At 68.9% G+C, this 26,434-nt stretch carries 19 protein-coding genes, 3 tRNA genes and 1 pseudogene; 4 read left to right on the top strand and 19 right to left on the bottom strand.

The window, feature by feature from the left end; all coding sequences use genetic code 11:
* Positions 1-337: 337 nt before the first annotated feature.
* Entirely contained in the window at positions 338-1,285 is a 948-nt protein-coding gene (locus tag JS531_RS05890) for an EamA family transporter (RefSeq protein WP_214313998.1), read from the bottom strand.
* Positions 1,286-1,459: 174 nt separating this feature from the next.
* On the opposite strand from JS531_RS05890, the gene dinB reads away from it, so the two are divergent.
* A complete protein-coding gene (dinB, locus tag JS531_RS05885; RefSeq protein WP_214313997.1) occupies positions 1,460-2,806 on the top strand; it encodes a DNA polymerase IV in 1,347 nt (448 codons plus the stop codon).
* A gap of 73 nt (positions 2,807-2,879) precedes the next feature.
* Here the strand turns inward: dinB and dapC are convergent, their stop codons facing one another.
* The 13 genes and pseudogenes from dapC to JS531_RS05820 all read right to left on the bottom strand — a co-directional run.
* Complete coding sequence (gene dapC, locus JS531_RS05880) at positions 2,880-4,070, bottom strand: succinyldiaminopimelate transaminase (RefSeq protein ID WP_214313995.1); 1,191 nt, start codon at positions 4,068-4,070, stop codon at positions 2,880-2,882.
* A gap of 170 nt (positions 4,071-4,240) precedes the next feature.
* Entirely contained in the window at positions 4,241-4,564 is a 324-nt protein-coding gene (gene fdxA, locus JS531_RS05875; RefSeq protein WP_152233997.1) for a ferredoxin, read from the bottom strand.
* A 431-nt stretch (positions 4,565-4,995) separates the two neighbouring features.
* Positions 4,996-6,522: an amino acid permease gene (locus JS531_RS05870; RefSeq protein ID WP_214313993.1), complete on the bottom strand. Its 1,527-nt coding sequence runs from the start codon at positions 6,520-6,522 to the stop codon at positions 4,996-4,998.
* Between the two features lie 142 nt (positions 6,523-6,664).
* Positions 6,665-7,897 (bottom strand): UDP-N-acetylmuramate dehydrogenase, encoded by a 1,233-nt coding sequence (locus JS531_RS05865; RefSeq protein WP_214313991.1) that lies wholly within the window; start codon positions 7,895-7,897, stop codon positions 6,665-6,667.
* A gap of 102 nt (positions 7,898-7,999) precedes the next feature.
* Entirely contained in the window at positions 8,000-8,167 is a 168-nt protein-coding gene (rpmG, locus tag JS531_RS05860) for a 50S ribosomal protein L33 (protein ID WP_007053013.1), read from the bottom strand.
* Between the two features lie 56 nt (positions 8,168-8,223).
* Positions 8,224-8,297 (bottom strand) — tRNA-Met (locus JS531_RS05855).
* A gap of 4 nt (positions 8,298-8,301) precedes the next feature.
* Positions 8,302-8,373 (bottom strand) — tRNA-Thr (locus JS531_RS05850).
* 1 nt (position 8,374) lies between these two features.
* Positions 8,375-8,456: transfer RNA gene (locus tag JS531_RS05845), tRNA-Tyr, on the bottom strand.
* Positions 8,457-8,601: 145 nt separating this feature from the next.
* Complete coding sequence (locus tag JS531_RS05840; protein ID WP_214313989.1) at positions 8,602-13,161, bottom strand: transglutaminaseTgpA domain-containing protein; 4,560 nt, start codon at positions 13,159-13,161, stop codon at positions 8,602-8,604.
* Positions 13,162-13,324: 163 nt separating this feature from the next.
* Positions 13,325-14,338: an AAA family ATPase gene (locus JS531_RS05835; RefSeq protein WP_214313987.1), complete on the bottom strand. Its 1,014-nt coding sequence runs from the start codon at positions 14,336-14,338 to the stop codon at positions 13,325-13,327.
* A gap of 156 nt (positions 14,339-14,494) precedes the next feature.
* Positions 14,495-14,788 (bottom strand): co-chaperone GroES, encoded by a 294-nt coding sequence (gene groES / locus JS531_RS05830; protein WP_214313985.1) that lies wholly within the window; start codon positions 14,786-14,788, stop codon positions 14,495-14,497.
* A 239-nt stretch (positions 14,789-15,027) separates the two neighbouring features.
* Positions 15,028-16,458, bottom strand: a complete 1,431-nt coding sequence (locus JS531_RS05825; RefSeq protein WP_214313983.1) for a hypothetical protein — start codon at positions 16,456-16,458, stop codon at positions 15,028-15,030.
* Between the two features lie 215 nt (positions 16,459-16,673).
* Positions 16,674-17,267: pseudogene (locus JS531_RS05820) on the bottom strand (GNAT family protein); the annotation flags it as partial.
* Positions 17,268-17,402: 135 nt separating this feature from the next.
* Here JS531_RS05820 and JS531_RS05815 point away from each other — a divergent pair.
* The 3 genes from JS531_RS05815 to JS531_RS05805 all read left to right on the top strand — a co-directional run bounded on the left by JS531_RS05815 (position 17,403) and on the right by JS531_RS05805 (position 19,355).
* On the top strand, positions 17,403-18,053 hold the full coding sequence (locus tag JS531_RS05815; protein WP_240542071.1) for a 5-formyltetrahydrofolate cyclo-ligase: 651 nt from the start codon (positions 17,403-17,405) through the stop codon (positions 18,051-18,053).
* Positions 18,054-18,235: 182 nt separating this feature from the next.
* Complete coding sequence (locus tag JS531_RS05810; RefSeq protein WP_214313981.1) at positions 18,236-18,418, top strand: FmdB family zinc ribbon protein; 183 nt, start codon at positions 18,236-18,238, stop codon at positions 18,416-18,418.
* 307 nt (positions 18,419-18,725) lie between these two features.
* Positions 18,726-19,355, top strand: coding sequence for an SAF domain-containing protein (locus JS531_RS05805; protein ID WP_214313979.1), 630 nt, complete (start codon positions 18,726-18,728; stop codon positions 19,353-19,355).
* A 42-nt stretch (positions 19,356-19,397) separates the two neighbouring features.
* Here the strand turns inward: JS531_RS05805 and JS531_RS05800 are convergent, their stop codons facing one another.
* The 5 genes from JS531_RS05800 to rplJ form a co-directional block, all read right to left on the bottom strand.
* The gene (locus JS531_RS05800; RefSeq protein ID WP_214313977.1) at positions 19,398-19,598 is read right to left on the bottom strand and encodes a hypothetical protein; all 201 of its coding nucleotides are present in this window, start codon (positions 19,596-19,598) and stop codon (positions 19,398-19,400) included.
* The gene (locus tag JS531_RS05795; protein WP_214313975.1) at positions 19,595-23,194 is read right to left on the bottom strand and encodes a helicase; all 3,600 of its coding nucleotides are present in this window, start codon (positions 23,192-23,194) and stop codon (positions 19,595-19,597) included. Before JS531_RS05795 ends, JS531_RS05800 begins: the two co-directional genes overlap by 4 nt.
* Positions 23,195-23,202: 8 nt before the next feature.
* On the bottom strand, positions 23,203-24,729 hold the full coding sequence (locus JS531_RS05790; protein WP_214313973.1) for an FHA domain-containing protein: 1,527 nt from the start codon (positions 24,727-24,729) through the stop codon (positions 23,203-23,205).
* A 229-nt stretch (positions 24,730-24,958) separates the two neighbouring features.
* Positions 24,959-25,339, bottom strand: coding sequence for a 50S ribosomal protein L7/L12 (gene rplL, locus JS531_RS05785; protein ID WP_214313971.1), 381 nt, complete (start codon positions 25,337-25,339; stop codon positions 24,959-24,961).
* Positions 25,340-25,462: 123 nt separating this feature from the next.
* Complete coding sequence (rplJ, locus tag JS531_RS05780; protein ID WP_214313963.1) at positions 25,463-25,984, bottom strand: 50S ribosomal protein L10; 522 nt, start codon at positions 25,982-25,984, stop codon at positions 25,463-25,465.
* Positions 25,985-26,434 lie beyond the last annotated feature (450 nt).

Below are 26,434 nucleotides of genomic sequence, written 5' to 3'. Positions count from 1 at the left end.
AGGCAAGATGCGCGCCTCGGGGACAGCGAGCCGAAGGCCATGCATCGTTGCGGGCCTTCCAGGTCGGCACCATGACACCGGAACGAAATCGGACATTGAAATCTCGCTCCGGGCCAAGGCGCAGTGGGACGGAACGCACAAACGGCCCGTTTCCGCACTCCGGGGCCACAAAACCTGACCCCGGAACGGAAATCCAGGGCACACACGCACTCCGGACCACAGCACTGTGGGCCGGAACACGCAGACAGCCCATTTCTACGTTCCGGTGCCACGCATCATCAGCTCAGCGAAGCAACACGGCAGAGGAAGTACCAACCGTTTCGCGAACCGCCCCATCTCACCGCCCGGGCGCGGGGGCCTGGTCTCCGGAGAACGTGACGACCACGGCGAGGATGACCAGCGCCACGCCGATCATCTCCCCCACGCCCGGAATCTCGCCCAACGCCAGTCCCACGGCGATGGCGACGGCCGGGTTGATGGACTGCATGACGGAGAACGCGGCCGGAGTGACACGTCGCAGCGTCACCTGTTCGATGACGTACGGGAAGAACGAGGCGAGCAGCGACACCGCGAACATCAGCGCGAGCAGCTTCAATGGGCCGCCGGCGGCGAGCGCCCATGTGGCGGACGCCTTGGGATGCACCAGGTGCGTGATTGCCGGCGCGCCGAGGAACAGGGACTGCACGGCCCATCCGATGGTCACGGCTATGCACAGGTTGTCGAGCGAGTTGCCTGCGGCGGCGATGTGCCGTCCGGTGACGATGTACACGCCCCACATGGACCCGCCCACGAGGATGGCGGCGAGGCCGACGAGGAAGTTCCCGTCGCCATCCGGGTTCGCGAGCGAGATGCCGGCGAGCAGCACCACGCCGACGGCCGCGATGCCGATGCCCAGCCGTTCGCGCCAGCTGTGCCCGGTGATCACGGCGACGGACAGCGGCCCGATGAATTCGATGGCGACGGCGATGCCCATGTCCATGTTGCCGATGGCCACGTAGAACATCGTGTTCATGAGCGCCAGCGAAACGCCGAGCAGCACCACCCATCCCCAGCTGCGCGCGTCGCGGTGGAACAGCCGCCCACGCTTGGCCGCCGACCACGGCCGCCGCCACAGCAGCATGAGCACCGCCATGAACCCGACGCGATACCAGACGGCGTACAGCGGATCGAGCTGCGTGAACGCGAGTTTGGCGACGCCCGTCGCCGAGTAGATGACGATCGCCTCGCAGACGACGATGACGACGACCGGCACATGGTTCAGCACCCTGATCACTGCTCTCTTCATGCCTTTCACGGTAGCCGACGCATCCGGGCCCGCCTAATCGGCACGGAACGGCGTGACCGTGCCCACCATGCGGTCACGTCCGGTGGACATCGTCGGTCTTTGGACAGGCCGCGGACAATCCGCGGACAGCCCCACACAGCCACGCCAACCACCCACCCCACTACAATCTGAACCATGAGCACCGCACCGAGACTGGCCGCCGCCAAACGCGATTGGGGGCATGACGAGACCGGATGCACGGTGCTGCACATCGACATGGACGCGTTCTACGCCTCACTCGAGGTGGCGCGGCATCCCGAGCTGAGGGGCCGTCCGGTGATCATCGGCACCGGCCCGCGTTCGGTGGTGTCCGCCGCGAGCTATGAGGCGCGCCGCTACGGCATCAATTCGGCGATGCCTTCGGCCCGCGCCCGCCAACTGTGCCCGGACGGCGTGTTCCTGCCGGTGGATATGCGCTACTACCGTTCGGTCTCTCGCGCGATCATGACCGACGTCTTCCATGCCGTGACGGATCGGGTGGAGCAGGTTTCGGTGGACGAGGGCTACATGGACGTCTCGGGGGCGCTGCTCGCGTGGAAGCGCCCGACGGCCATCGGCGCGTGGATCCGCGAGCAGGTGGAGCGCCGTTTCCATGTGACTTGTTCGGTGGGGGTCGCGGCGAACAAGCTCGTCGCGAAGATGGCGTCGACGAACGCGAAGCCGAACGGCATGCTGCTCATTCCGCGGGCGCGTTCGGCCGAGTTCGTGCAGATGATGCCGTTGCGCGGCATTCCGGGCATCGGCCCCTCGTTGGAGAAGCGGCTCAACGCGTGGGGCGTGGATTCGGTGGCCGATCTTGCCGCGATGAGCCCGGACGCGTTGGAGCGTGCGACGGGTTCGCGTGCGGCGGCCCGCGGCTTGTGGATGGCCTCGCATGGTCTGGACGACCGTGCGGTGACGCCGGTGCGCGTGGAGAAGTCCGTCGGCTCCGAGGAGACGCTGCTGAAGGATACGACCGACCAGCGGGTGGTGTGTCGTCTGCTGCGTGAGGCGTGCGACGAGGTGGCGTCGTCGCTGCGGCACCGCGGGTTCGTGGCGCGTACAGTGACGGTGAAGCTGCGGTTCGCGGATCTGAGCTATCGGACGCGGTCGCGTACGTTGGAGCGTCCGGTTGATTCGGCGGCCGCGTTGTATCCGGAGTGCGTCCGGCTGCTGCATGCGATGTTGGGGATGTCGGCGTCCGACGCGGGCGCGTCGACCGCCGCGCCCGCCGGTTCCGCCGCCTTCCCGGCCGCGGCAGGTTTCGGCGACGGCGTCTCCCCCGACGCTCCCCTGCCGAAGCTGGTCCGTCTGGCCGGTATGAGCGCGAGTTCGTTGAGCCATGCGGAGGCGACGGCGGTGCAGCCGTCGTTGGACGACCTGTTGGAGGAGTCGGACGCCGCCGATGCGCGTACGGCGGACGACCGCCGACGTCGGGCGGAGGCGGCGCTCGACGCGGTACGCGACCGTTTCGGCGGCAAGGCCGTGCGGTTCGGCGCGTAGCCGTGCGCGTCGTACGACGCGCACGTCGGACCGCGATCGCACCATACGACCGGACCGGGCGATGGCCTTTCCGTCAGTCGGCGGCCGTCAGACGCGCACACGCGGCGTCGACGGCCTCGTCGGTGGCGGTGGCGGAGAACCGCAGGTAGGCGGGCGCGCCGTAGAATTCGCCGGGGCTGGGGATGACGCCGATCCGGGCGAGGTCCGCCATGTCGGTCCAGCAGTCGCCGGACTTGGCCTTCACCCACACGTAGAGCGCGCCGGACGGCATCGCGGCGTCGTAGCCGTACGCGCGCAGCGCGGCGACGAGACGGACCAGACGCGCGTGGTAACGACGCCATTGCGCACGCACCGACTCCACGTCGCGCAAGCCCGCGGCCATCGCGGCCTGGACCGGACCGGGGATGATCTGGCCGATCTGCTTGCGGTATTCGGCCATTGCGGTGACGAGACGATAGTCGCCGGCGATGAGCGCGGTGCGGTAGCCGGCCATGTTGCTCTGCTTGGAGAGCGAGTAGAGGACGAGGACGCCGTCGGCGGTGCCCTCGCATACCTGCGGGTTCAGCGCGCAGGGGGTGGCGGACAGGCTGAACGCGTCGGCCGCGGGCGTCTCGTTCGATTCGGCCGCGGGCGCGGCGGACGTGTTGGCCGAACGCCAGTCCATCAGCGCGTAGCATTCGTCGGACAGCACGACGGCGCCAATCGCGCGGGCGGCCGCGACGATGCCGGCGAGCCAGTCGGCGCCGAGCACGTCGCCGGTGGGGTTGCACGGCGAGTTGACCCACACGGCCTTCACGCCGGGCACGTCGCGCCAGGAGTCCACGTCGGCGACGTCATCGACCTTGAGAACGGTCGCGCCGGCCAGCTGCGTGCCGATCTCGTACGTCGGGTAGGAGACCTTCGGCTGGACGACCACGTCGCCCGGGCCCAGGTGCAGGAGGGACGCCATCAGCGCGACGGCCTCCTTGGAGCCGACCGTCGGCACGGCGGCGGCGTTGACGGCCTTGAGGTCGACGCCGCGCAGGTGGCGGAACCACCATCCGATCGCGTCCTTCAGGTCGGCGGTGCCGGCGGTGACGGGATAGCCGTGCGCGTTCGGCGCGTCGGCGCCGGCGGACAGCGCCTGCCGTACGGCGTCCGGCACCGGGTCCACGGGGGATCCGACGGACAGGTCGACCATGCCGCCCTCGACGGTTCCGGCGGTCTGCTTGTACCCGGCGATGCGGGACCAGTCATACGGTGAGGAGTACGCGTGGAAACCCATGGCGGCGCGCCTTTCTTGTCGTTCGTTGGTTCCCGTCCGCCGCGACGCCCCGGACGGGGCGACGGGAGCCGCGGGAATCGGATGCGTCTGTGAACAGGATAGACCGGATATGAAAAATCCTCCCCGTGCGTTCCGGGGAGGATTGCGATGCGGTCCGCGGGACCGGGAGGTCAGTCCTGGTTCTGCGGGGGCAGGGCCGCGACCTGCTCGGGGTCCTTGCCGATGGGGCCGTGCGCGGATGCGCCGCCGAAATCGCCGACCTCGGCGAAGAAGTTGGCGGCCGCGTCCTTGTACCAAGCCCACTCCTCCGGCAGGTCATCCTCGTAGAAGATGGCCTCGGTGGGGCAGACCGGCTCGCACGCGCCGCAGTCGACGCATTCGTTCGGGTTGATGTACAGCGAACGGGAGCCCTCGTAGATGCAGTCGACCGGGCACTCGTCCACGCAGGCCTTGTCCTTGACGTCAACGCAAGGCTGGGCGACAACGTATGGCATGGGAACCTCCTTGAATCACTGACATCCCAGTCTAGGCTCGCGTCCGGACGCAGTTGACGTCGTGTCAGGACGGGCCCGGCGCGTCCGTTCCTACAGAATCGGACGGATAGCACCTCCACACAACACCCGAAACGTCCGTTCCTGAAGAATCGGACGGAACCGGACACTCGAACGCGGCTGGAACATCCGATTCTGAAGAATCGGACGCAAACCACCCACTCGGACACCCCGATTCCATCCGTTCCTATAGGAACGGACGCAAAACGGCCCCCGCAACCTCCCGTTCCGTCCGTTCCTGAAGAATCGGACGGGCATGGGAAGGTGCAGGGACCGTAGAGAAGAGGTGCACCCGCCGGACGAACGCACCCGCCGGACGAACGCACCCGCCGGACGAACGCACCCGGCAGGACACACCCGGCAGGACACACCCGTCAGCCGTTGACCGCCTTGTCGGTCTCCTCGGAGAGCGTCTCCGTCAGGTCGCCGGTGCCGAGGCGGGCGTGCCAGTAGCCGTAGCCGAAGTAGATGGCGAAGCCGACGACCAGCCACACCACGAAACGGATCCAGGTGAGGACCGTGAGGTTGAGCATGAGCCACAGGTTCGCCAGGCCGATGAGGATCGGAATCCACGGGTTGCCGGGCATCTTGAAGGCGCGCGGCAGGTCGGGGCGCTTGGCGCGCATGATCGGGATGGAGATCGCGACGAGCGTGAACGCGGACAGGGTGCCGATGTTCACCATGTCGGACAGGACGCCGATGTCGAAGCAGGCGGCGACGAGCGCGACGACCACGCCGACGGCGATCTGCAGGAGCGCCGGGGTGCCGTGCTTGCCGGTCTTGGACAGGCCGCGCGGCAGCAGGCCGTCGCGGCTCATCGCGAAGACGATGCGGGTCAGGCCCAGCAGCAGCACCATGACCACGGTGGCCAGGCCCAGCACGATGCCGAAACTGATGATCTTGGCGGCCCAGTTGGCGCCGACCAGCTCGAACGCGGTGGCCAGGGACGGGCTGTCCTGCTTGGCGAGGTCCTTGTAGGAGACCATGCCGGTGGTGACGATGGCGACGAGCATGTACATGACGATGATGAGCGCCATGCCCACGCCGATGCCGAGCGGCACGTTGCGGTGCGGGTTCTTGGTCTCCTCGGAAGCGGTGGCGACGACGTCGAAGCCGATGAACGCGAAGAACACGAGCGCGGCGCCGGAGAGGATGCCGGGCACGCCGTAGATGGACGGGACCATGCCGGTGGCCCACTGCCACAGCGGCTGGCCCATCACACCGGAGACGGCGGCGGAGCTCTGCACGGAGGAGGCCGGCTCGGCCGGCGGGATGAACGGCGTGAAGTTGGAGGCCTTCACGTAGAAGAAGCCGACGATCACCACGAAGAACACGATGGCGATCTTGAGCACGGTCATCGCGCCGTCCACGCGGGCGCCGATCTTCGTGCCGAACACGAGCAGCGTGGTGAAGAACGCGACGATGATGATCGGCGCGATGTCGAGGTTGAACGAGCCGATGGCGATGTTCGTGTCGAAGCCCCATCCCATCAGCCGCATGAAGTCGTTGAGGTAGACGCCCCAGTATTTGGAGATGACGGAACCGGCCATGAGCATCTCCAGGATGAGGTCCCAGCCGATGATCCACGCCATGATCTCGCCCACCGTGGTGTAGGTGAACGTGTACGCGGAACCCGCCACGGGGATCATCGAGGCGAATTCGGCGTAGCACATGACGGCCGCGCCGCACACGATGCCGGCGATGAGGAAGCTGATGATGACGGCGGGGCCGGCGTGGAACGCGGCGGCCTGGGCGCCCACCGAGAAGATTCCGGCGCCGACGGCGACGGCGACGCCCATGATGGACAGATCCCACCATGTGAGGTTGCGCTTGAGCGTACGGCCTTCCTCGCCGGTCTCGGCGATGGTCTGCTCAACCGATTTCGTTCGGAACAGTTGCATGGTATGACCCTTTGTTCTTCCGATAAGTTCAACGGGTCAGTATATGCGCCGAACGTACGTCCATGTAACCCTTTGACGACGATATGGGCGAAATGCCGCCCGTTTTCCCGAAATGTGGGACGGGCGCGGCCGTCGCGCGGGGTCAGGGGCGCAGGTCGACGCCGATGCAGACGGGTTCCGGCACGAGCGACACGCCGAACCGTTCCCGCACGCCCCGCTGGATGGTGCGGGCGAGGTCGGCGAGGTCGGCGGCCGTGGCGGTCCCCCGGTTGGTGAGGGCCAGCGTGTGCAGCGTGGACAGGCTGGCCGGCGCGGTGGACGCGTCGCGTCCGCCGGTGGCGAAGCCCTTGTGGAATCCGGCGTGGTCGATGAGCCATGCGGCGGAGGTCTTCACGCCGTCGGTCCCGTCCGGCAGTCCGGCGGGGGCGGGGAAGCGCGGCGCGTCCTCGGGGAGCGTGGCGGCCTGTTCTGCGGTGAGGACGGGGTTCATGAAGAAGGAGCCGCAGCTGTGGCGGTCGCGGACGATCGCGGACGACGCGCCTTCAGCGGTCTCCATCTCGGCAAGGCGGGCGATGTCGGCGTGGATGTTGGCCTCGCGCTTGGTGCCCTCCATGTCCTCCAGCGCGTAGCGGGCGGGGTCCTCGAGCATGCCTTTGGCGGCGCGCACGCGGAGCACGGCGTCACGGATGGCCGTGGTGGCCATGCGGCTGCCCACCTCGACGCCCAGGGCCCTGGCGAGCTGTCCGATGCCGACGGTGCCTTCGGCGGAGTGGCGCAACGCGAACGTGACCGACAGGACCACGTACCGGGGCGTGGGGAAGAACCGGTCCGCCGGCGTGGCGGGCGCCTGGTACATGCTGGCCTTGAGCGCGGAGAAGCGGTAGCCGAACCTGAGGTCGGCGGGCGTGAGGTCGCGCGTGGTCTTGGATTCGCGGTCCCATACCTCCACGGATTCGACGGAGGTGGCGACCTCCTGCCCGTAGGCGCCGATGTTCTGCACGACGGAGGCGCCCACCGTGCCGGGGATGCCGGAGAGCCCCTCGACGCCTTCGAGCCCGAGCTCCACGGTGAACGCGACGAAGTCGTCCCAGTTGGCGCCGGCCTCGGCGTTGACGTGGACGGTGCGGTCGTCGCCTTCGACGGGCGCGGACTCGTCGGGCACGGTGATGCGTCGGCGCGCGTCGCGCACGACGACGCCTTCGAAGGGCGCGTCGGCGACGAGCATGTTGGATCCGCCGCCGATCACGCACAGGGGCACGCCGCGGGAGTCCGCCTCCTCGACGGCCTCGATGACGCCGACGCGCGTGGTCGGTTCGATGAAGCGGGCGATTTCGCCGCCCACGCCGATGGTGGTGATATCCGCAAAGCTGGTCATAACCGCCTATCCTATCCGCAAACCGCCCTCATGCGGGACACGGAGCCCGTAGAACGCAAAAACCCGGCCGAATGGGCCGGGTTCGAAGTTTGAAACGCGAAATCAACGGGTCTCGCGGTGCACGGTCTGCTTGCCGCAGCGCGGGCAGAACTTCTTGAGCTCGAGGCGATCGGGCGTGTTGCGACGGTTCTTCGTCGTGATGTAGTTACGCTCCTTGCACTCGGTGCATGCCAGCGTGATGCCGGGACGGATGTCGGCGGACTTAGCCATGGTTCATTCACCTCTGTAGTCTAAACGTACGCCCGTCGGATGACGGGCGTGATTTGTAGCGAGGAAGAGGCTCGAACTCTTGACCTTACGATTATGAGTCGTACGCTCTAGCCAGCTGAGCTACCCCGCCAGAGAGCCCCGAGTGAGAATTGGACTCACGACCTCTTCCTTACCAAGGAAGTGCTCTACCACTGAGCTATCGGGGCGTGGCGGATAGTGGATTCGAACCACTGAAGCACGAAGCGGCTGATTTACAGTCAGCTCCCTTTGACCGCTTGGGAAATCCGCCAGTCTCTGTCCCCTGCCGAGGAGGTGACCTCGTCAGGCAACTCGGATATCATGCCACGGGATTTTCCCGCGCGCAACCCGGCACGGCGCCACGGCGTGGCGAAACGGCCGCACGACACCTTGAAAAGGTTGGAATTCCAACGTTTTCAGAAATCCGAACTTTTCCCCGCATCGGCGTGTCGCAGCGGCCGCAGCCACCGTGACGGCGCCTCCGCAGGCCGCGGGACCGCGTCGAGCGTCCGCCGAACCCGCTCCTCCAGAGCCTCCGGCGGGTCCGGCGTCCCGCCGAACGCGGCGGCCGCGATGTTGCGCGCCACCATGCGCACGGTGGCCGCGGCGTCGGCCGCCGGGCCGGAGCCAGCCCCGTCGGATGCGTCGGACGCGCCGACGCCTCCGGACTCCCCGGCGCGTTCCCACGCACGGGCGATCGCCTCACCGATTGCCAGGTCGGTGTCGGCGGCGCGCCATCGCACGCCGGACCGGCGTCCCTCGCGGCGCAGCAGGATCCAGGCGGCGCGCCACGCGCGCGCACGGGCGTCCATGTCGTCGGGCGGCGCGGCCGCGGCACGGCGGATCGCGAGCAGGCCGCGGCGACGACGCCACCATCGCACGCCGCGCGGCGCGAACACGAGCAGCGCCAACAGCGCGGCGACGGCGCATATGGGCAGGACGACCTGCGCCCACGTCGGCAGCGCGGCGAACCACACTGCGACGCGGGACCAGACGGCGGTACCGCCGGCACCGGCAGCACCGGCCGCACCGCCGGCCGTCTTCGCGTCCGCGGCGGCCTTCCCGTCCGTCTTCGCGCCGCCGTCGGCGGACGCGGCGTCCCCCTGCTGGTCGAACTCGCCAATCGTCGTGCCGTCGTCGGCGTTCATCGTCTGCGTCCCCGAGGCGTCGGTCCCGGAGGTCCGGGAGGTCGTGGCCGAGGCGGACGCGGAATCCAGCATGCCGTTCTGGTCGCTGGCGGGCGTCACGTCGAACGGCACCCAGCCCACGCCGTCGAGGTACGCCTCCACCCACGCATGGAGCTGGCGGGACCTCACCGGCGTGTAGCCGGCGGCGTCCTTCGCGTTCCCCTCCTCGGTGCCGGCGTTGTAGCCGAGCACGACGCGCGTGGGCACGCCCATGGCGCGGCCGAGCACGGCGAGCGCGGACGCGTAGTGCTGGCAGTAGCCGGCGTGCCCGGTCTTCGGGTCGAGGAATGCGTCGATGACCTCGAGGTTGGAGCGGCCGTCGCCGTCGGGCGCATCCAGCGAATAGGTGAAATGCTGGTCCTTGGCGGTGAAGTAGTCGACGAGCCATCGCATGGCGCGCATCTGGTCGTCGTAGCTCTTCCCGGTGACCGGCACGCCGTCCGCCTGGGCCCGGCGGACCACCGCGCGCACGTTGGTGGGCAGCGTGTCCGGCAGGGACGTGTACCGGGCGGCGTGGGCCCGCCGGTCCGAGGCCTCGACGACGCGCCGGACCTCCTTGAGGATCATCGAGCCGGCCTCGGCGGCGCTCGTCCACGAGACGACGTCCCGGGACATGCCGGCGGCGTACAGGGCGCGGTGGGCGTCCGACTCCCATCCGGCCGTGTCCGAACCGTCCGGCCCGTCCGTGTGCACGGTGCCGGTGGAAACGTCGTACCATCCGCCGTCCTGGTCGGTGGTGTCCACGATCGGCACGACGATGCCGACCTCGCCCGTCGGGGAGGAGCCGATCACCATGCCGTCCTCGCCGAAGCCGAGCTGTTCCCTGACGGTGTCGTCGAACGTGATGGACGCGGGCGTGCCGGTGGTCATCCGCGCGTTCTGCCATCGTCCGCCGGGCGACGCCGATTCGCCGGAGCCTCCGCCGGAGCCTCCGTCAGAACCGTCGCCGCCCGAACCGTCACCGGCACCGTCGCCCGTACCGTCGCCCGTACCGTCGCCCGTACCGTCGCCTTGCGGCATCGAGGAGCCGAACGACATCTGGTAGGAGTCCACCTTGCCGAGCCGCCATCCGTTCGGCCCGTAGACCACGCCGTCGTCGCCGATGGTGGTGCGGATGAGCACCGCGTCGCCGCGGACCTCGCCCAGTCCGGCCGCCTGCAGCGCGCGTCGTTCGCGCAGCCATCCCCCGATCCGCTCGGCGACCGAGGACCATTGGCGTTCGAAGCCGCGTTCCGTGTCGACGATGTCGGTGAGGTCGGCGAACCCGGAGGCGGACCGGATCGGATCGATGTACGTGCCGTTCGCCGTGTATGAGGTGCCTGACGTGCTCGAACCGGAGCGGTTGTACACGCTGCCGTCCCGGTATTGCAGCCAGTCCGAGCCCAGTCCCTGCTGGCCGTAGGCGATGCCGGGCATCGGCAGGAACCGCGAACGCAGCGTGTCGATGCGGATGTTCGCGTACCCCATGTACCGTTCGATGCCGTCCTGGCTCACGCCAGCGCCGTCGTAGCCATAGTAGCCGAGCGAGTACATGTAGGCGGTCAACGGCTCGATGGATTCGCGCTGCTCGTCGGTGAGGTCGTTCTCGCTGCTGCGTCCGAGCTGGATGCCGGCGCCGTACAGGCCTGCGTCGATGGCCAGGTCCCTGCCGTAGCCCCAGGTGTCGCCGTCGAATTCGTCGAGGGTGGCCATGCGCAGGTAGAGGCGCTTGTACGAGCGGTAGTGGAGCACGATGCTGTCGGATCCGGCGGTGATGTTGCGTTTGAGGTCGATGAGCGGGCTCACCGTGTTCGACGTGAACATGCCGCCGCCTTCGCCGATGGACAGGGGCACGCGGTAGGCGATGGCCTCGCCCGTGGGGGTGCCGGCGAGCGTGACGGCCATGACGAGCAGCGCCGCCGTGGCCGTGGCCGGCGGTCCGAGACGTCGCGGCCGGTACGCCCACAGGGACAGGGGGAACGCCAGGGCGAGGGCGGCGACGGCCCACCATGGGGTCGCATGCCCCACCACGCTGTAGTCGGCGGCGAGCGCCGCAACGGGCAGTACGGCCATGAGGGGCATGACGCCGCGCCATAGGAGCAGGCACCGCAGCACGACGGCCGCGACGGCGACCACGACGACGAGGAACACGTCGCCGTCCGCATCGACCTTGATGGGCGGCAGTTGGAGGTTGAGCCGGTCGAATCCGGCGGCGAGCACGCCCGCGAGGGCCCGCCACGGGCGGTCGGCGTCCGTCAGCGCGTCATGGGCGCGTACGGCCGTCAGCACGGCGGCTCCGGCGAGGGCCGCGAGCGCGTAGGCGGCCACGCGCGCCGCACGGTGCAGGATGCGGCGTCGCACGACGCCGTCCGCCCGCGCTTCTTCCCGCGTCTCCTCCCGCGTTCCGGCCCATGCGTCGCCGCGTCCGTACGGGATGGTCGCGCCGACGGCGGCGACGGCGAGCAGCGCGGCCGCGTACCATGCCCACACTCCGGTGGGGTTGACCAGTCCGGTCAGTCCGCGCAGGGTCAGGGCGAAGCAGACGAGCAGCGCGAGGGCCGCGACGACGCGCGGCAGGAGGCCGGACATCGTTTTCGGCGCACGAGCCGTCGTGCCGTCCGATGCCGCGGTCCGGTCCGACGGCGTTCCTTCCGGCATGCGCGACGCGGCCGCGTCGCCGTGCGCCGGACCGATGTCCGTCGCGTCGTCCGCCGCGACCGTCACCGTCGCCGCGGGTTCCACCGCACGCGTCATCCCGGCGGCCGGACCGCGCTGCAGCGCCTGCCGCAGGGACCGGTCGTCGTCGGCGTCGCACACGACGATGCGCAGCGGGCCGCTCCGACGCGCCGCATAGGCGGCGACGGCTTTGGCGCGTGCCTGCGCCGAATCGTCGCCGGCGTAGGGGACCGTGCGGGCCGACGCGAGGAAGCGCTTCACCTCGCCGAGGCCTTCATGGAACCGTTCGCCGTCGGTGGCCACGATCCGCACGGCGGCGGTCCCACGGCCGCGTCGCGGCAGACACGCCATCAACGCGGCGACCGCGCGATCGAGCGTCGTCGTCGCCTCCTCGGCGCCCGCGCGCGGGCGTCCGTAGCGTCGGGCGATGCGGCCGTCCCCGACGTCGCCGGAGCCGACGCCGTGCGACGTCCCCGTGCCGAGGACCAGCAGGACGGTGGGACGCGCGTCGCCGGCGGTCTCGCGGGTCATGAGCCGTCCGCGCCGGGCGGTGTGCCGCCAGGAGACAAGCCTGATGGGGTCGCCGGGCGCGTAGGCGCGCACCCCGCCCGATTGCTCCTCCTGCCCGGCGCCGGCCATGCGCCGGTCGGGGGCACGGACGCCGTCGCCTTCGCCGGACGGCACGTCGGGCAGCATCAGGGTCCGGCCGGCCCACGGCGTGACGCGCGCGGCGGCGAACAGGCCGAACGGCCCGGTCCACCGGACCACACGGCTGTGATGCCGGTACAGGCCGCGACGGCGCGGCACCTCGCCCGCGACCCGTCCGACCACCGTGCCCCGCTGGTCCACCATCTCGTATTGCGGGGTCGCATGCCGCTCACCGGGCGTCAGCCAAGCGCGAAGACGGGTGCGCAGGCGACGGCCCGCGCAGACGTCCGACGCACCCGAACGGTCGGTCGCGGCCGCCGTGCCCGGCGTCGCCGTCCCGGCACGCATCAAGACCCATTGCACCACGGTCAGCAGCAGCGACATGACGACGAGCGCGACGATGCAGACGGTCGCGGCCACCAGCGTGCGTTCGTCGAGCAGCAGACCCGTATAGCAGGCGAGCGCGCCCACGGCCGTCAGCAGCATGCAGGGCACGGTGGGGCGGACGAACCCATGCCGGCAGAAACCATGCCGGCGGAACCCATGCCGGCGGAAACGGACGCGTCGCGTCCCCCGCCATGGCACCGCGGCGCACGCCGCGGCACCGTCCCGGAACCGTTTCACCCCGCTTCCCATGGCGCGCCCGCCGTCACGCCCGCGGGACGGGAACGTCCGCCACGACGTCCCGCACGACATCCCTGGCGGTCTCGAGATCCGACTCCCCCGACCGCATCGCGTCGTCGAGGACGAGACGGTGGGCGATCACCGGGACGGCGAAACGCTGCACGTCATCCGGCAGGACGTAGTCGCGCCCGTCGATGGCCGCGGCGGCGCGGGCCATGGCGGCGAGCGCCAGGCTCGCTCTGGGCGAGGCGCCGTACGCCACGCCCTCCCGATGGCGCGTGGCGCGCGTCAACGCCACCACATACGCGGCGACGGGCCGGCTGACGGCGATGCGACGCGCCGTCCCGCGCATCCGGACCGCAGTGTCCACGTCGCACACGGTCGACACGCGGTCGAGCGGACGGGCCCAGTCGGGCGCGGACACCATGGCGGCCTCCGCGTCCTCGTCCGGATAGCCGAAGCCCGTGCAGGCCATGAACCGGTCGAGCTGCGCCTCCGGCAGCGGGTAGGTGCCCTCAAGCTCGATGGGGTTCTGCGTGGCCACCACGAAATACGGGTCGTCGAGCGCGTGCGATTCGCCGTCCACGCTGATACGGCCCTCCCCCATGGCCTCGAGCATGGCGGATTGGGTCTTGGGATTGGCGCGGTTGATCTCGTCGGCGATGACGATGTTGGCGAACAGCGGCCCGGGATGGAAGACGAACCGGCCTTCGGCCTGCGACCAGACGTTCACGCCGGTCAGGTCGCCGGGCAGCATGTCCGGGGTGAACTGGATGCGGCGTATGTCGCCGCCGATGGCGCGGGCGAGCGCGCGGGCGAGCGTGGTCTTGCCGACGCCCGGCACGTCCTCGAGCAGCAGGTGGCCGCTGGCCACGAACGTGGCGACGGCGAGCGAGGCGACCTCGCGGGACGAGGACAGCGCCCGCGTCAGCTCGTCGATGATGCGCCCCGCGGTCCGGGCCGTCTCGGCCACGTCGGCTGCGTTCGTTCCGTTCGTTTCGTTCGTTCCGGCGTCGTCGCCGGCAAGGTCGTGTGTCATGCCGTGCCCCCTCGTGCTGGTCCGGTCATCCCCTACCCTCGTCAAGTGTAGCCGAGGACGACGGAAGCCCCGCCCACCGGATGCGGTGGACGGGGCTTCCGTACGGGCCCGCACGCGCCCGTGGGAGGCTGACGTGCGGGAGTCCGACGCGCGGTCTCAGCCGAGGATGGCCAGGATGTCGCGGGCGCCGACGATGAGGTAGTCCTCACCCTCGTAGTGGACTTCGGTGCCGCCGTACTTGGAGTACAGGACCTTGTCGCCGACCTTGACGTCCATCGGGATGCGCTCGCCCTTGTCGTCGCGACGGCCCGGGCCGACGGCCAGGACTTCGCCCTGCTGCGGCTTCTCCTTGGCGTTGTCCGGGATGTACAGACCGGACGCGGTCTGGGTCTCGGCCTCGGCCTGCTTGACGATGATCTTGTCCTCCAGCGGTGTGAGCTTGATCGACACTGTGGGTCACCTCGTATTTCTCGTTGGTTCGATGTCTCCGCGCCGGAAACGCCCAAGAGGCTGACGATCACTTGACCGATCCCGAGCACTGGTTCACATGGTAGCGCGCTTTTTAGCACTCTGCCAACTCGAGTGCTAACGCTGTGAGAGAAACCCGGAGACGACGAGGGCCGCGCGGAAGGACATGCCCTTCCGCGCGGCCCGTATCCGGTCGGTTATGACGCCGTTGCCGGCCGCGCTCAGCCGTTGCGGCGCGCCAGCACGGCCTGCAGGTCATTGCCGAGCGAATCCGACGTGGCGGCCGGGGCGGCCACACGGGCCCGCTCCTCGGCCGTATGGAACGCGGCGACGTCGGTCACGGCAGGAGCGGCGTCGGACGCGTCGGCGGACGCGGCTTCGGCGGACGCGGCGTCGGCATCGCCCTGCGACGCGGCGGAGGCGACATCGTCCGCAGGACGGCCGGAAGGCGTGCCGTCGGCGGCCGGCCGCACGGCCGGCTCGGTCTCGACCTTGGCCTCGTCGGCCAGACGGTCCTGCTCCTCGCGGCTCACCGGCGTGGCCTTGCTCACCTGGCGCGTCGACCTGATCTCGAGGCTTTCCGGGGTGCCGTCCTCCTGTTCCACGCCGTTGCGGGCCTCGCCCAGCGTGAAGGAGATGAGTTCGGGGGACATGGCGGCCATGTCGAACGCATCCAGCGCCTTGGCCGGCCTGACCTCGACGAGTTCCGCGGTGGCGTCGGAGACGGACTCCTCAACGGCCTTGGCGTCGCCATCGGCCTGCGCGGCCGGTTCATCGACGGCCTTCACGTCCTCGGCGACGGCCCCGGATTCCACGGATACGGACACGGACGCAGCCTCGGCGGAGGCCTCGGGCGTTCCGGCCTCCTCGCGGGCGGCGCGTTCGGCGAGCGCCCTGCGCTTCTCCTCCTGCGCCTGGCGCAGCACGCGGCGGATCTCACGCCGCTCCATACGATCGGTGGGGGCGTCATCGTTCACAGGAACGTCGCCGGCGTCATCGTTCACGGCCTTGGCGATGAGGTCGGCGTTCCCCCGCCGCACGGCATCGTCCTTCGTCTCCGGAACGGAACCCGCGGGTGCGGCCGCGGCATCGACGGCGGCCTTCATGCGCGCGGTGTGGACCTCGACCATGTGCGCCTGGCGTTTGGCGGCGCGGACCTTGGCCTTGCGCTCGCGCGACCTCATCAGGGCGACCTTGTGCTCCCATGCCCTGGCCTGCTTGGCGGCGTGCGCGCCCAACACCACCACCACGGCGGCGAGGACGGCGGGGATGAGCGCGAACAGCGGGCTGTAGTGCAGCGCGAAGGCGAGTCCGAGCACGAGCGCGGTGGCGAGCAGCAACGTCAGGACGATGATTCGGCGACGACGGGTGGCCTCATGACGAAGACGCCGCACTTCGGCGATGCGTGCTGGGGTGAGCGTTGTGGCGCGCCTCTGTTTCGGCTGCATCGAAACCCCTTTCACATAGGTCCTGTCGTCGCTGAACCGTGTGCCGCTATGCTCGTCGACCAGGTGCAGCGAGGTGGAGTAGCGGTCGGTGCGGTGCTCCTCGACATGCCTCATGCTGTTGGCCGTGCGTATGGGCAGCCATACCACGATTCCTATGATTACGATGACCAGCACGATGATCGTGCTCAGTGACTCGTAACCCATAGGCATCAAGAATAGGAGACGGGCATCACATTCGCCGCATCCGTCCCGCGCGTGTCGGCGGCGTCGTTGGTCTGCGCCGCGTGTCCCGCGTCCGATGCGGCGCCCGCCTGCACGTCCGATATGGCTCCAGCCGGCGCGGTGGCCGCGGACGACGGACGGTCCGATTGCGATTGGCTGTCCGGCTGCGACGAATGGTCCGATTGCGACGCGAGCCGTGCCACGAGCCCCGCCGTGAACCCCTCGCCGCGGTCCTCGGCGAGCAGGCTGTAGGTGTCGTGGGTGCGCCACCGCCCGTTCACGTACATGTAGTTGCGCCGCTGCCCCTCGTACCGTGCGCCGACCTTGCGCACCACGGCGTGCGAGCGCGCGTTCTCCGGGAGGATGGCGATCTCCAGCCGGTGCAGCCTGGGTCCGTCCGGATCGGCCATGGCCCAGTCGGCGAGCATGGCGAGCGCGGTGGGCGCGATGCCGTGCCCGGCGGACGATTGCGCCACCCAGTAGCCGACCACGCCCGTGCGCATGGACCCGTAGCTGATGGCGCCGATGGAGATCTGTCCGACGATGCGCATCCGATGCTCGATGAGGAGGACGATGCCGTGCCCCTGCCGTTCGCCGCGCCGTTGCGCGGCGAGCCACTGGTTGAAGGTGAGGCCCGGGCCGTGCATGGGGTCGCCGGACTCCCACGGTCTGAGCCAGGCGTCGTTGCTCCACCGCACCATGCCCCATGCGGTCTCGTCGTCCTCCGTCATCGTGCGCAGGGTGATGGGCACGGCGCCGGCCGGCGCATGGAGCGTAACCGGCGTACGGATGGCGTTCGGATCGGCCGGGGCGAACGCCCGGGCGATCGACTGGAAAACTGACACGCCCTTATTGTGCCACTCACGCCGCGTCTTCGTCGCACGGACGCCGCGCCGACGCCGCACGGACGCAATATGGCGGGAAATATGGCGGGACTAGGCTTGGCCGCCATGGACGAACCACGTATGGATGAGCCGGGGACGAAGCGCGCGCTGCGGCGCGCGGCGATCGCGAGACGCAAGGAGGTGCCGGCCGCGGACAGGACCGCGGCGGGCACCATGGTGGCGCGGCACGCCCGCGCGCTGTTCGACGGGCTCGAGGCGGGTGCCACCGTCGCCGCCTACGTGCCGATGGGATCGGAGATCCGCATCGAACCGCTGCTGGAGAACGCGCTCGCACGGGGCCTGCGCCTGCTGGTGCCGATGCTGGGCACGGGCATGGAGGTCGGCTGGGGCGTGCTGGAGACGCTGGACGACCTGGCCGTCGCCGGCGACGGCCATGGCCGCCCCGAGGAGCCGGCCGAGGCGGAGACGCTCGGCATGGAGGCGCTGCGCGACGCCGCCGTGGTCATCGTGCCCGCGCTGGCGGTGGACGCCTCGGGCACCCGATTGGGCCGCGGCGGCGGCTGGTACGACCGTGCGCTGGCGCACGTGTCCCCGGACGCGCCGCTGGTGGCCGTGTGCTGGCCGTGGGAGATGCTGCCCGACGGGGCCGATCCGCTGCCGCGCGAGCCGCATGACCTGCCCGTGGACGGCGTGGTCACCCCCGAGGGGCTGACGATGTTCGGCAAGGAGTGAGTCCGGATGGACTTCGCCCGAAGACCGTCCGCATTGTGGTCGGCGTCCCTTCGGCCATGGCGGAACGTGTCTGGGCGGCGATTAGGATATGTACGGTTGCATACGCCGGCGGACGCGGCCTGACGTGCCCCGCCGGAGAAGAAGGACGTTGTTCAGGGCCCGTCCCTGATGGAGGATTGCAGATGCCTACCTATCATTACCGTTGCAAGAGCTGTGGATACGATTTCACGGAGCACCAGTCGTTCGACGACGCGCCGATCACCGTGTGCCCCCAGTGCCACGAGGAGCAGGTGCGCAAGGTGTTCTCCGCCGTGCCGATCGAGTTCAAGGGCAGCGGCTTCTACCGCACCGACGGCAAGAAGTGAGCCGGCTGCGGCCGGGTGCAGCCGGGTGCGGCCGCATACGGTTCGCGACGGCGGACGCCCGGTGAGGGCGATGGGGCGTGGTTCCTGCGGGGGCCGCGCCCCTTCGCGTATCCGTGGCCGTTCGTGGACGGTCCGGCCGTTCGTCGGGCGGCATGGCGGACCGTCCACACCACCCGGCCGTTCGGGATATTCGGACCGTTCGAACCGTTCGGACCGTTCGAACAGGATGTGAAGATTCGCGGGGGCTCTATCCACAATCCCCCGCCGCGCTTGCCCCGGGGACTTCGCTCCCCCGACCATGGGCCGCATGAGAAGATTCACGATGCCGTGGACGCGGCTCACACGTCCCACGTTGGCGGCGCGGCGCGCGAGGGTGCGTGCGGTGCGCGTCGCGGCGTGCTGCTGTCTGGCGCTGGCCTGTCTGATGGTGTTGTCCGTGGTGGAGTCGATGACCGCGACCGTCACCGTGGTGGTGACGGCCCGCGCGCTGGCGCGCGGCGAGACGATCGGCGAGGGCGACGTCGAGATGGTGGAGGCGCCGCGATCGAGTCCGCTGGATTCGGCCCTGACCTCGCCGGAGGAGGCGGTGGGGGCCATCGTCCAGTCCGATATGGCGGCCGGTCAGCCGCTCTTCCCGGGGATGGCGCGCGCCTCCCCGGTGCCGCCCGCGGGCAGCGGCGTGCTGGAGGTCGCCGTGTCGAACGACGCCTCCGCGTTGGTTCCCGGGGACACCGTGACGCTGGTGTCCGCGGTGGGGTGCGCCGAGGACGAGCCGCAGCCGTGCGTGCTGGCCGAGCAGGCGTTGGTGATGGCGCAGGCGAAGGCCACGCGGGAGGGTGCGGCCGGCGCGCGACTCACCGTGGCGATGCGGCCGGACGAGGTGCTGCGCGTGATGGCTTCGGCCGAGCTCGGCGCAATCGTGTCCGTGCATGAATGAGGCGGGCCGCGAAGGCCGCCTCACTGGGCCCGATCGCCGTAATCAGCCACGTTCATTAAACACGGCCCAGTGAGGCGGCAGCTCGCCCAGGATGCGCTTGTCGTCGTCCGCTTCGCGCTGGCGTTCGGTGAGCATGTCCGAGGGTTCGAGCTTCACGCCGTCCGCGTCGAAGCGTTCCGTGCCCTCGCGCACCACGCGCCTATGCTTGCGCGGCGTGCGGCGGGAGGCCGAATACTCGCTCATTTGACCTCCCGGTAGATCTCGCCGATCTGGGCCACGATGCGGTCGACTTCCTTCTCCGGGTTGACGAACGCGCCCACGCTCCACACGGTGATCACCGACCAGCCGAGCATCATGAGGTCGGAGGACAGCATGCGGTGGCGTTCGCGCGTGGACTGGATGGACATGTAGCCGGCGTCGTCGGTGAGGACGGCCAGCGCGTAGGGCTTGCCGTGCAGGCCCACCACCATCGGGATGGTGAGGCCGTTGTCGAAGCCGTAGTTGATGGACACGTCCAGGCCACGCGAGCGGATGCGTTCGGCGAGGTCGTTGAACAGCGTGTTGTAGCCGGAACGGTGTTCGGCGGGGTGCGCCACCTCGTCGGTGAGCTGCTCGGCCCATACGAGCATGGACTTGAGCAGCTTGGGGCCGGCCTGGTGGATGCGCTCGTCCTCCATCTCCGTGGAGGAGAACGCGGACACGATGTCCAGATGGCGGTCGGCGAGCGCGAGCGCGTCGAGCAGCATGCCCCTGCCGCCGGCGTCCTCCAACGCGCCGAACTGCTGGAGCAGCCTGCCGTGCACGGTCTTCGCATAGCACAGCGAGAGGATGACGTCGGTGGCCTGGGCGCCGGCGACCTCGCGGATGCCGACGAGCCGGACGTGGCGCAGGAAGGCGTTCATCGCCTTGTCCTTCGCGGCGAGCGACTTGAGCTCGGCGCCGAGGCGGACGCGGAACACGTCGGTGAGGGTGACGACGGTGAGAAGGTAACCGGTGGGCACGATGGGGAAGCTCTTCGCCCGTTCGATGATGAGCCGCACCACCTCGTCGATCTCCTGCTGGCTGGATTCGACCAGGCCGGTGGAGAAGACGGGCGTGCCGTTGGCCTCGACCTTGTGGTAGGCCACGCCGCCGCGCGCCGCGTCGGTGGTGACGTCGTAGCGGACGGCGCCATATCCCTGCGATTCGAGGAACGCGGTGACGAGCGGCGAACGGCGCACCGGATGCGATTTGACCTGGACGGCCGGCAGCATGCCGATGAGCCGCTTGAGGCTGTCGCAGGTGACGGTGCCGCAGTGGGCCACGACCACGACCTGCCTGACGCGCACGAGCACGCTGAGCAGCTGGACGGCGGGGATGTGCGCGCAGGCGTCGATGATGGCGACGTCGGCGAGCTGCCGCGGCTCGGTGAGCGAGGCGAGCGTGTCCGGCGTGGCCATGAGGATCGGCTTGGCGGCGGCGAGGATCTCCGGGTGGTCGCGGCGCACGCGGTCGATGGAGGCGTGCGTGCGGCCGGCGAGCTGCGTGTGCAGCAGGTTGGCCTCCTGGGTGCGGGCGAAGAGCATGTCGCTGAGACGTCGTATCGACTCCTGGGCGACCATGGGTCCTACGGAGCGCACGTGTTCGACGTCCACCTGCTCGAAGCGTTCGGTGGCGTTGGCGAGCACGGAGCCGTCCTGGTTAGAGATGATCGGCGAGGAACGCACGATGTCCTCGAACACGGTGGTCCACCAGGCGAGCTGGAGTTCGGCGCCGACGGCGTGGACGCCCACGCGGCGGTTGGTGAGGTCGGTGACGAGGTCGGTCAGGCCCACGGCCTGGAACTCGTTCTCAAGACGGCAGCGTTCGGGGAGCGTGTCGAGCGCCTTGTGGTCGTCGAACAGCTCTTTGAGACGCGCCTCCACCTCGTTGAGGTCGCGGGTCTCGAGCTCGCCGCCGCGCGGCGTGGTGCTGAGCACGGCGTCGAGCGCGGTCATGTCGCTGGACATGGTCTCCTGGGCGGCGATCATCTGGTCGAGCTTGGGCGGCAGGACCGGCCAGCCGCCGTGGGGCACGAGCGTGCGCCACTGTTCGGCCTGCTTGCGCACCACGATGAGCGCGGCGTGCAGGTCCTCGACCTGGGCGCCCACGCGCAGCAGGGACTTGGCCTCGCGCACGTGGCGACGGCGCTCCCAGAAGCCCATGGTGGTGCCTTCGGCCTTGCGGTCGGCCTTGGATTTGCTCGCCTCGATCATTGCGTCGATATCGCGTTCGAAGATCTCCGGCTGGAACACGTCGAGCACGCGGCGCAGGTTCTTGAGCACGATGATCTGGCGGCTCCATTCGCGTGCCGTGGAGGGTACGGGGAATCCGCAGGCCTGCACGGTGGAGGCGACCTGGTCGCGCACGGCCGGCAGGACCTTCTCGAGCAGGTCCACGACGCGCTGGTAGGCGTTGACCGCGTCCTTCTCGCTGGTGAGCGAGGCTTTGTACCAGGCGGTGTCGTTCGGTCCGATGGTGTATTCGCCGAGTTCGCCGGCGCGTTCGAGCTTGCCGGCCCACTCGTCGATGCGGCCGCCGACCTGGCGCGCGGTGTGTTCGGTGAGACGCACGCGCGTGGCCGGATGCGTGGGCGCCACGGAGATGGCGGCGAGGTTCTGGATGGTCTGGTAGGCGGAGACGCCCCACTTCTCGCTCACGCCGTGCAGGTCGCCCAGGTAGCGGGTGAGGCGGGAGCGGACGCCGACAAGCTCGTCGGCGAGCTGTTCGAAGTGCTGGGTGGCCACGCCCTCCTGGAAGCCGACGGCGGTGATGAGCTGGCGGTCGATGCTCGCGTTGGCCTTGTCGTCGGCGATGTCGAGCAGCAGCCCCTGCATCTCGTTGGCGCGCATCACGTGCGTGAAGCGCCGCTTCTGTTCGGCCACGCCGGGCACGTACAGCACGGAACGGCCGTTCATCACGCATCGGGAGGCGATGGCGGCGGCCTGTTCGGCGGTGTCCCGCCCCAGCGCGCCGTCCACGGTGATGGAGTGTCCGGAGGCGGCGAGCTGCGCGGCGTAGCGCACGGTGTTGTCGACGTCGCCCACCTCATATTCGGTGTGTGGGTCGGCATCGAACGGACTGTAGTCGGCGATGGGCGCGTCGTGCAGCGCGGCCGCGGCCTTCTCGTCGCCGGCGAGCGCGTCGAGCAGCGGGTTGCCGCTGGGACCGTTGCCCAGATCGTCGATGATGCGCTGCGTTTCGGCGAGAATCTGCGCGGCCGGTTCCTTGAAGCAGCCGAGGATGATGTGGCGTTCGATGGCGAAGCCGCCGATGGCGCCGTTCACCTGCTTGGTGATCGCGCCGAACACGGCGGACGTCTCCGGCGTGCCGGTGGCGTAGTGCGAACCGTCGAACAGGTACTGTTCGTCGAGGTCGACGCCCGCGGCGTGCATGACGGACACGAACGAATCGTTGAGGGTGACGGTGCCGGTGAACGTGATCGACGATTTGCCGGGCGTCTCGGACAGGACGGCCTCCACCGGATAGAGCAGCACGGGCAGCGCGTTGCCTTTCCACGTGGCCACGCCGACGACGAGCGACAGTCCGGCCACGCCGCTGACGCGCTTCTTGGCGCCACGGTCGTCGAGCACGCGGCCGAGGCGGCGTTCGGCGGCGCGCAGCATGCCGTTGTCGCGGAACAGCGAGTCGAGCGTGACGTGTCCGGAGGCGAACAGCTGCGCGATGCCCGATGGATGCGCGTGGGTCAGGTCGAGCTGCGCGGCGAGCTGGCTGATGTCCTCCAACGGTGACGGCACCAGCGAGGCACGGTACTGGTCATGCCATTCCTGGAACCGGTCGAGTGTGGGTTGGTCGGTCATTCGTCCGCTCACTTTCCTACCGCCTGGCGGTAATCCTGGTATCCGGCGTTGTGTTCGAGCGCCTCGTCGATGTCCCGGTCGCCCTGTGCGGCGAGCCATGCGTACAGGTCGTCGTACAGCGCCGGGTTCATGGCGAGGAAGGGCAGCAGTTCGCTGTGCCGCGCCATTTCGAATTGGAGGGTCATGTCCGATGTGGTGCGCGCGTCCTTGGCGGTGTACCCGTCGACCTCCACCTCGGGTTCGGCCGGCTTGTCGAAGTCGCCGTTGGATACCTTCTCGAACACGGATCCGGCTTCGAACGCGGGCTTGTAGACGCCGGTCGCGTCATCGAGATCGTCGGCGGGCGCGGCGGACGGGCCGCCGGTCACGACGCCGGGGGCCTGCCGCGCGTCCATCGGCACGAAGGTGACGGTCTGCGGCTGTGCGACGACGCGTTCCGGCACGGCGCCCTGCGTCGGATTCGACGCGACGGGTGCGGCCGATTCGGCGTCCTGGTGGGCGGCGATGACGGCGTCCACGGCGGGCGCGGCCGTGCGGTCGTGTTCCGGTCCGGATTCCGACGCGGCGTCGGCGGCCATGGCGTCGGTGAACAGGTTGCGCGGCAGGCTCGGCTTGGGGGTCTCCACCACGCGCAACGGCATGGAATCGGCCGGAGGCTCCTCGATGCGCGACGCCTCCTCGGGGAACGGGGTCTCGACGGCGGCCTCGCCGGCGGCCACCTGGTCGGCGTCCGGCTCGGCGACGGTCACTTCGCCGGCCGGCTTCTGCTCAAGCGCGGCGGTGTTGTCCGTGACGTCGGCGTTCTGCTGTTGCTCTTCCGGCTGCGCTTGGGACTCCGGCTGCGCGTCCTGCGTGGCCGGGACGTTCTGGGCGTTCTGGACGTTCTGGACACCCTGCGCGTCCTGCGCGGACCGTGCCGGCTGGGCGGCAGGTTCGGCATGCCGGTGGAGGTCCGCGAGTAGGGGGTTGCCCAGCGTGACCGGGGCGTTGAGCGTACCGGGGACCACGGGGGCCGCGTGGCGGGCGTGCTGCGCGCTGAACACCGCGGTGGGCTCACCGGCCCTGAGGTCGAGGATGTCGTCGACGGACATGTCGGCGGCGTCCGGCTCCTGACGGGTGGTGTTGTCCGAATACGAGAACAGGTTCGGCACCGGCTTGACCGGGCGTTCGTCCGCCTCGATGCGTACGAAGTCGAGCGGCACGTCACCGAACTGGATGCGCATGGGCGATGACGGCAGCGTGTAGTCGCGTTCCGCAGGCAGGCGCATGAGTTCGCCCTTCTCGTTCACCACGTACGATCCGTTCGTCGAGGACAGGTCCCTGATCTGCGCCGACCCGTCCGCGGAGACGCTGAACCGGGCATGACGCTTCGACATGGACTTGGTGCCGTCCTCGATCTCCAGCCTGGCCACGCCGTCGTCGGGCAGCGGGCGCAGGGGTTTGCGTCCGATCTCAAGGCTTTCGCCCGGACGTACGCTCACCTGGTCTCCCCCGCCGACCTTCACGCGCCACTGGCTTGCCTGCTGCTCACTCACCGCGTCGTCCTTTCCGAGTCTCGCCGTTCACACACTATTTCTTATTGTGTCATGATGGCGCCCATTTCACCGCATTATCGGCGTGCGCATTGACAGAATCTCTGCGCGGCCGGCGAGCCGGGACGCGAAGGCGGCGCACGATACGGGAAAACCCCGCTCCTGCATATGCAGGAGCGGGGTTTCCACAACGCTGATATCGAGCGTGAAACGCGGCTTCAAGCCGCACGAATCACTTGAGCTCGACGGTGGCGCCAGCCTCTTCGAGCTGGGACTTGGCCTTCTCGGCGTCTTCCTTCTTGGCCTTCTCGAGGATGGTGGTCGGGGCGCCGTCCACCATGCCCTTGGCGTCGGCCAGGCCGGCACCGGTGATGGCCTTGACGGCCTTGATGACCTGGATCTTCTTGTCGCCGACGGCGGAGAGGACGACGTCGAACTCGGTCTTCTCCTCTTCCTCAGCGGCGGCAGCCGGAGCAGCGGCAACGGCGACGGCGGCCGGAGCGGCAGCCTCGACGTCGAACTTCTCCTCGAAGGCCTTCACGAACTCGGAGAGCTCGACGAGGGTCATCTCACCGAAGGCTTCCAGCAGCTCATCCTGGGTGAACTTAGCCATAATGGCTTCCTTTCCATAATGGAGACGGATCTAAAGTCGAAGAGGTATTCCGTCCCCTGACATTTGGTTTCTTTTTAATTGTGACCAATCATCATGCGACGAGCCCGAAGGCGCGTCCCACAATCAGGCGGCCTTCTCCTGCTTCTCGCGCAGCGCATCGATCGTACGCACGGCCTTGGTCGGCAGAGCGTTGAACAGGTACGCGGCCTTGGACATCGTGGCCTTGATGTCGCCGGCGAACTCGGCAAGCAGCTGCGGGCGGGACTTGAGGTCCGCCAGCTTCTGGGCGCCTTCGGCGTCGTAGACGGTGCCATCGGCATAGCCGCCCTTGACGATGAGGGCTTTGTTGGTCTTGGCGAAGTCACGGATGGTCTTCGCAGCCTCGATGAAGTCGCCCTTCACGAAGGTGATGGCGGTCGGGCCGGAAAGGATCTCGTCGAGACCCTCGATGCCCGCTTCCTTGGCGGCGATGCGTGCCAGCGTGTTCTTAGCCACAGTGTAGGAAGTATCGCGGCCTAGCTTTTCGCGCAGATCGGCGACCTGCGGAACGGTAAGCCCGCGGTACTCGGTGAGGTAGATCGCGTCAGCGTCACGGAACTGAGCCGTAAGCTGGGCAACCACCGCTTCCTTTTCGGGCCTCTTCATGGCGTTCCTTCCTAAGTCGATCATTGGCTGAGGTCGGATCCGCACGGCCGGGCAATAAAAAAGCCCTGCGCACAGGCAGAGCAACATAAGGCCGTTTCCGGCTGCCCGCAAGCGGGCTTATATCTCTCAACCTGCGCTGGCCTGGCGAACCAAACTTCGAGGGCGCGTAAACGCCCCAACCAACGGTCTGTGGTTTACGAGTGGATAAGTTACGTGGGGTTGCGGACATATATGGACGCGGCGTGTCGCACAGCCCACCGGACCCCGTGGCATCCGTTCCTACAGAATCGGACGGAATATGCGCCTGACCGGCCGTCGCAACATGTATTGTCTCGGGGCATAGTTGACGTATGTCTTGGGGCATGGTTGACGGTATCTCCTGGGGCATGGTTTACATGTGTCCTGGGGCATGGTTGACGTCGGGCATGGGTTTTCGGTACTGGTAGTCGC

Origin of the sequence: Bifidobacterium sp. CP2 (genome assembly GCF_018555635.1) — a bacterium.
Taxonomy (GTDB): Bacteria; Actinomycetota; Actinomycetes; order Actinomycetales; family Bifidobacteriaceae; genus Bifidobacterium; species Bifidobacterium saguinibicoloris.
The sequence above is the reverse complement of the archived record's forward strand: the minus strand, read 5'-3'. Positions and strand labels throughout refer to the sequence as shown.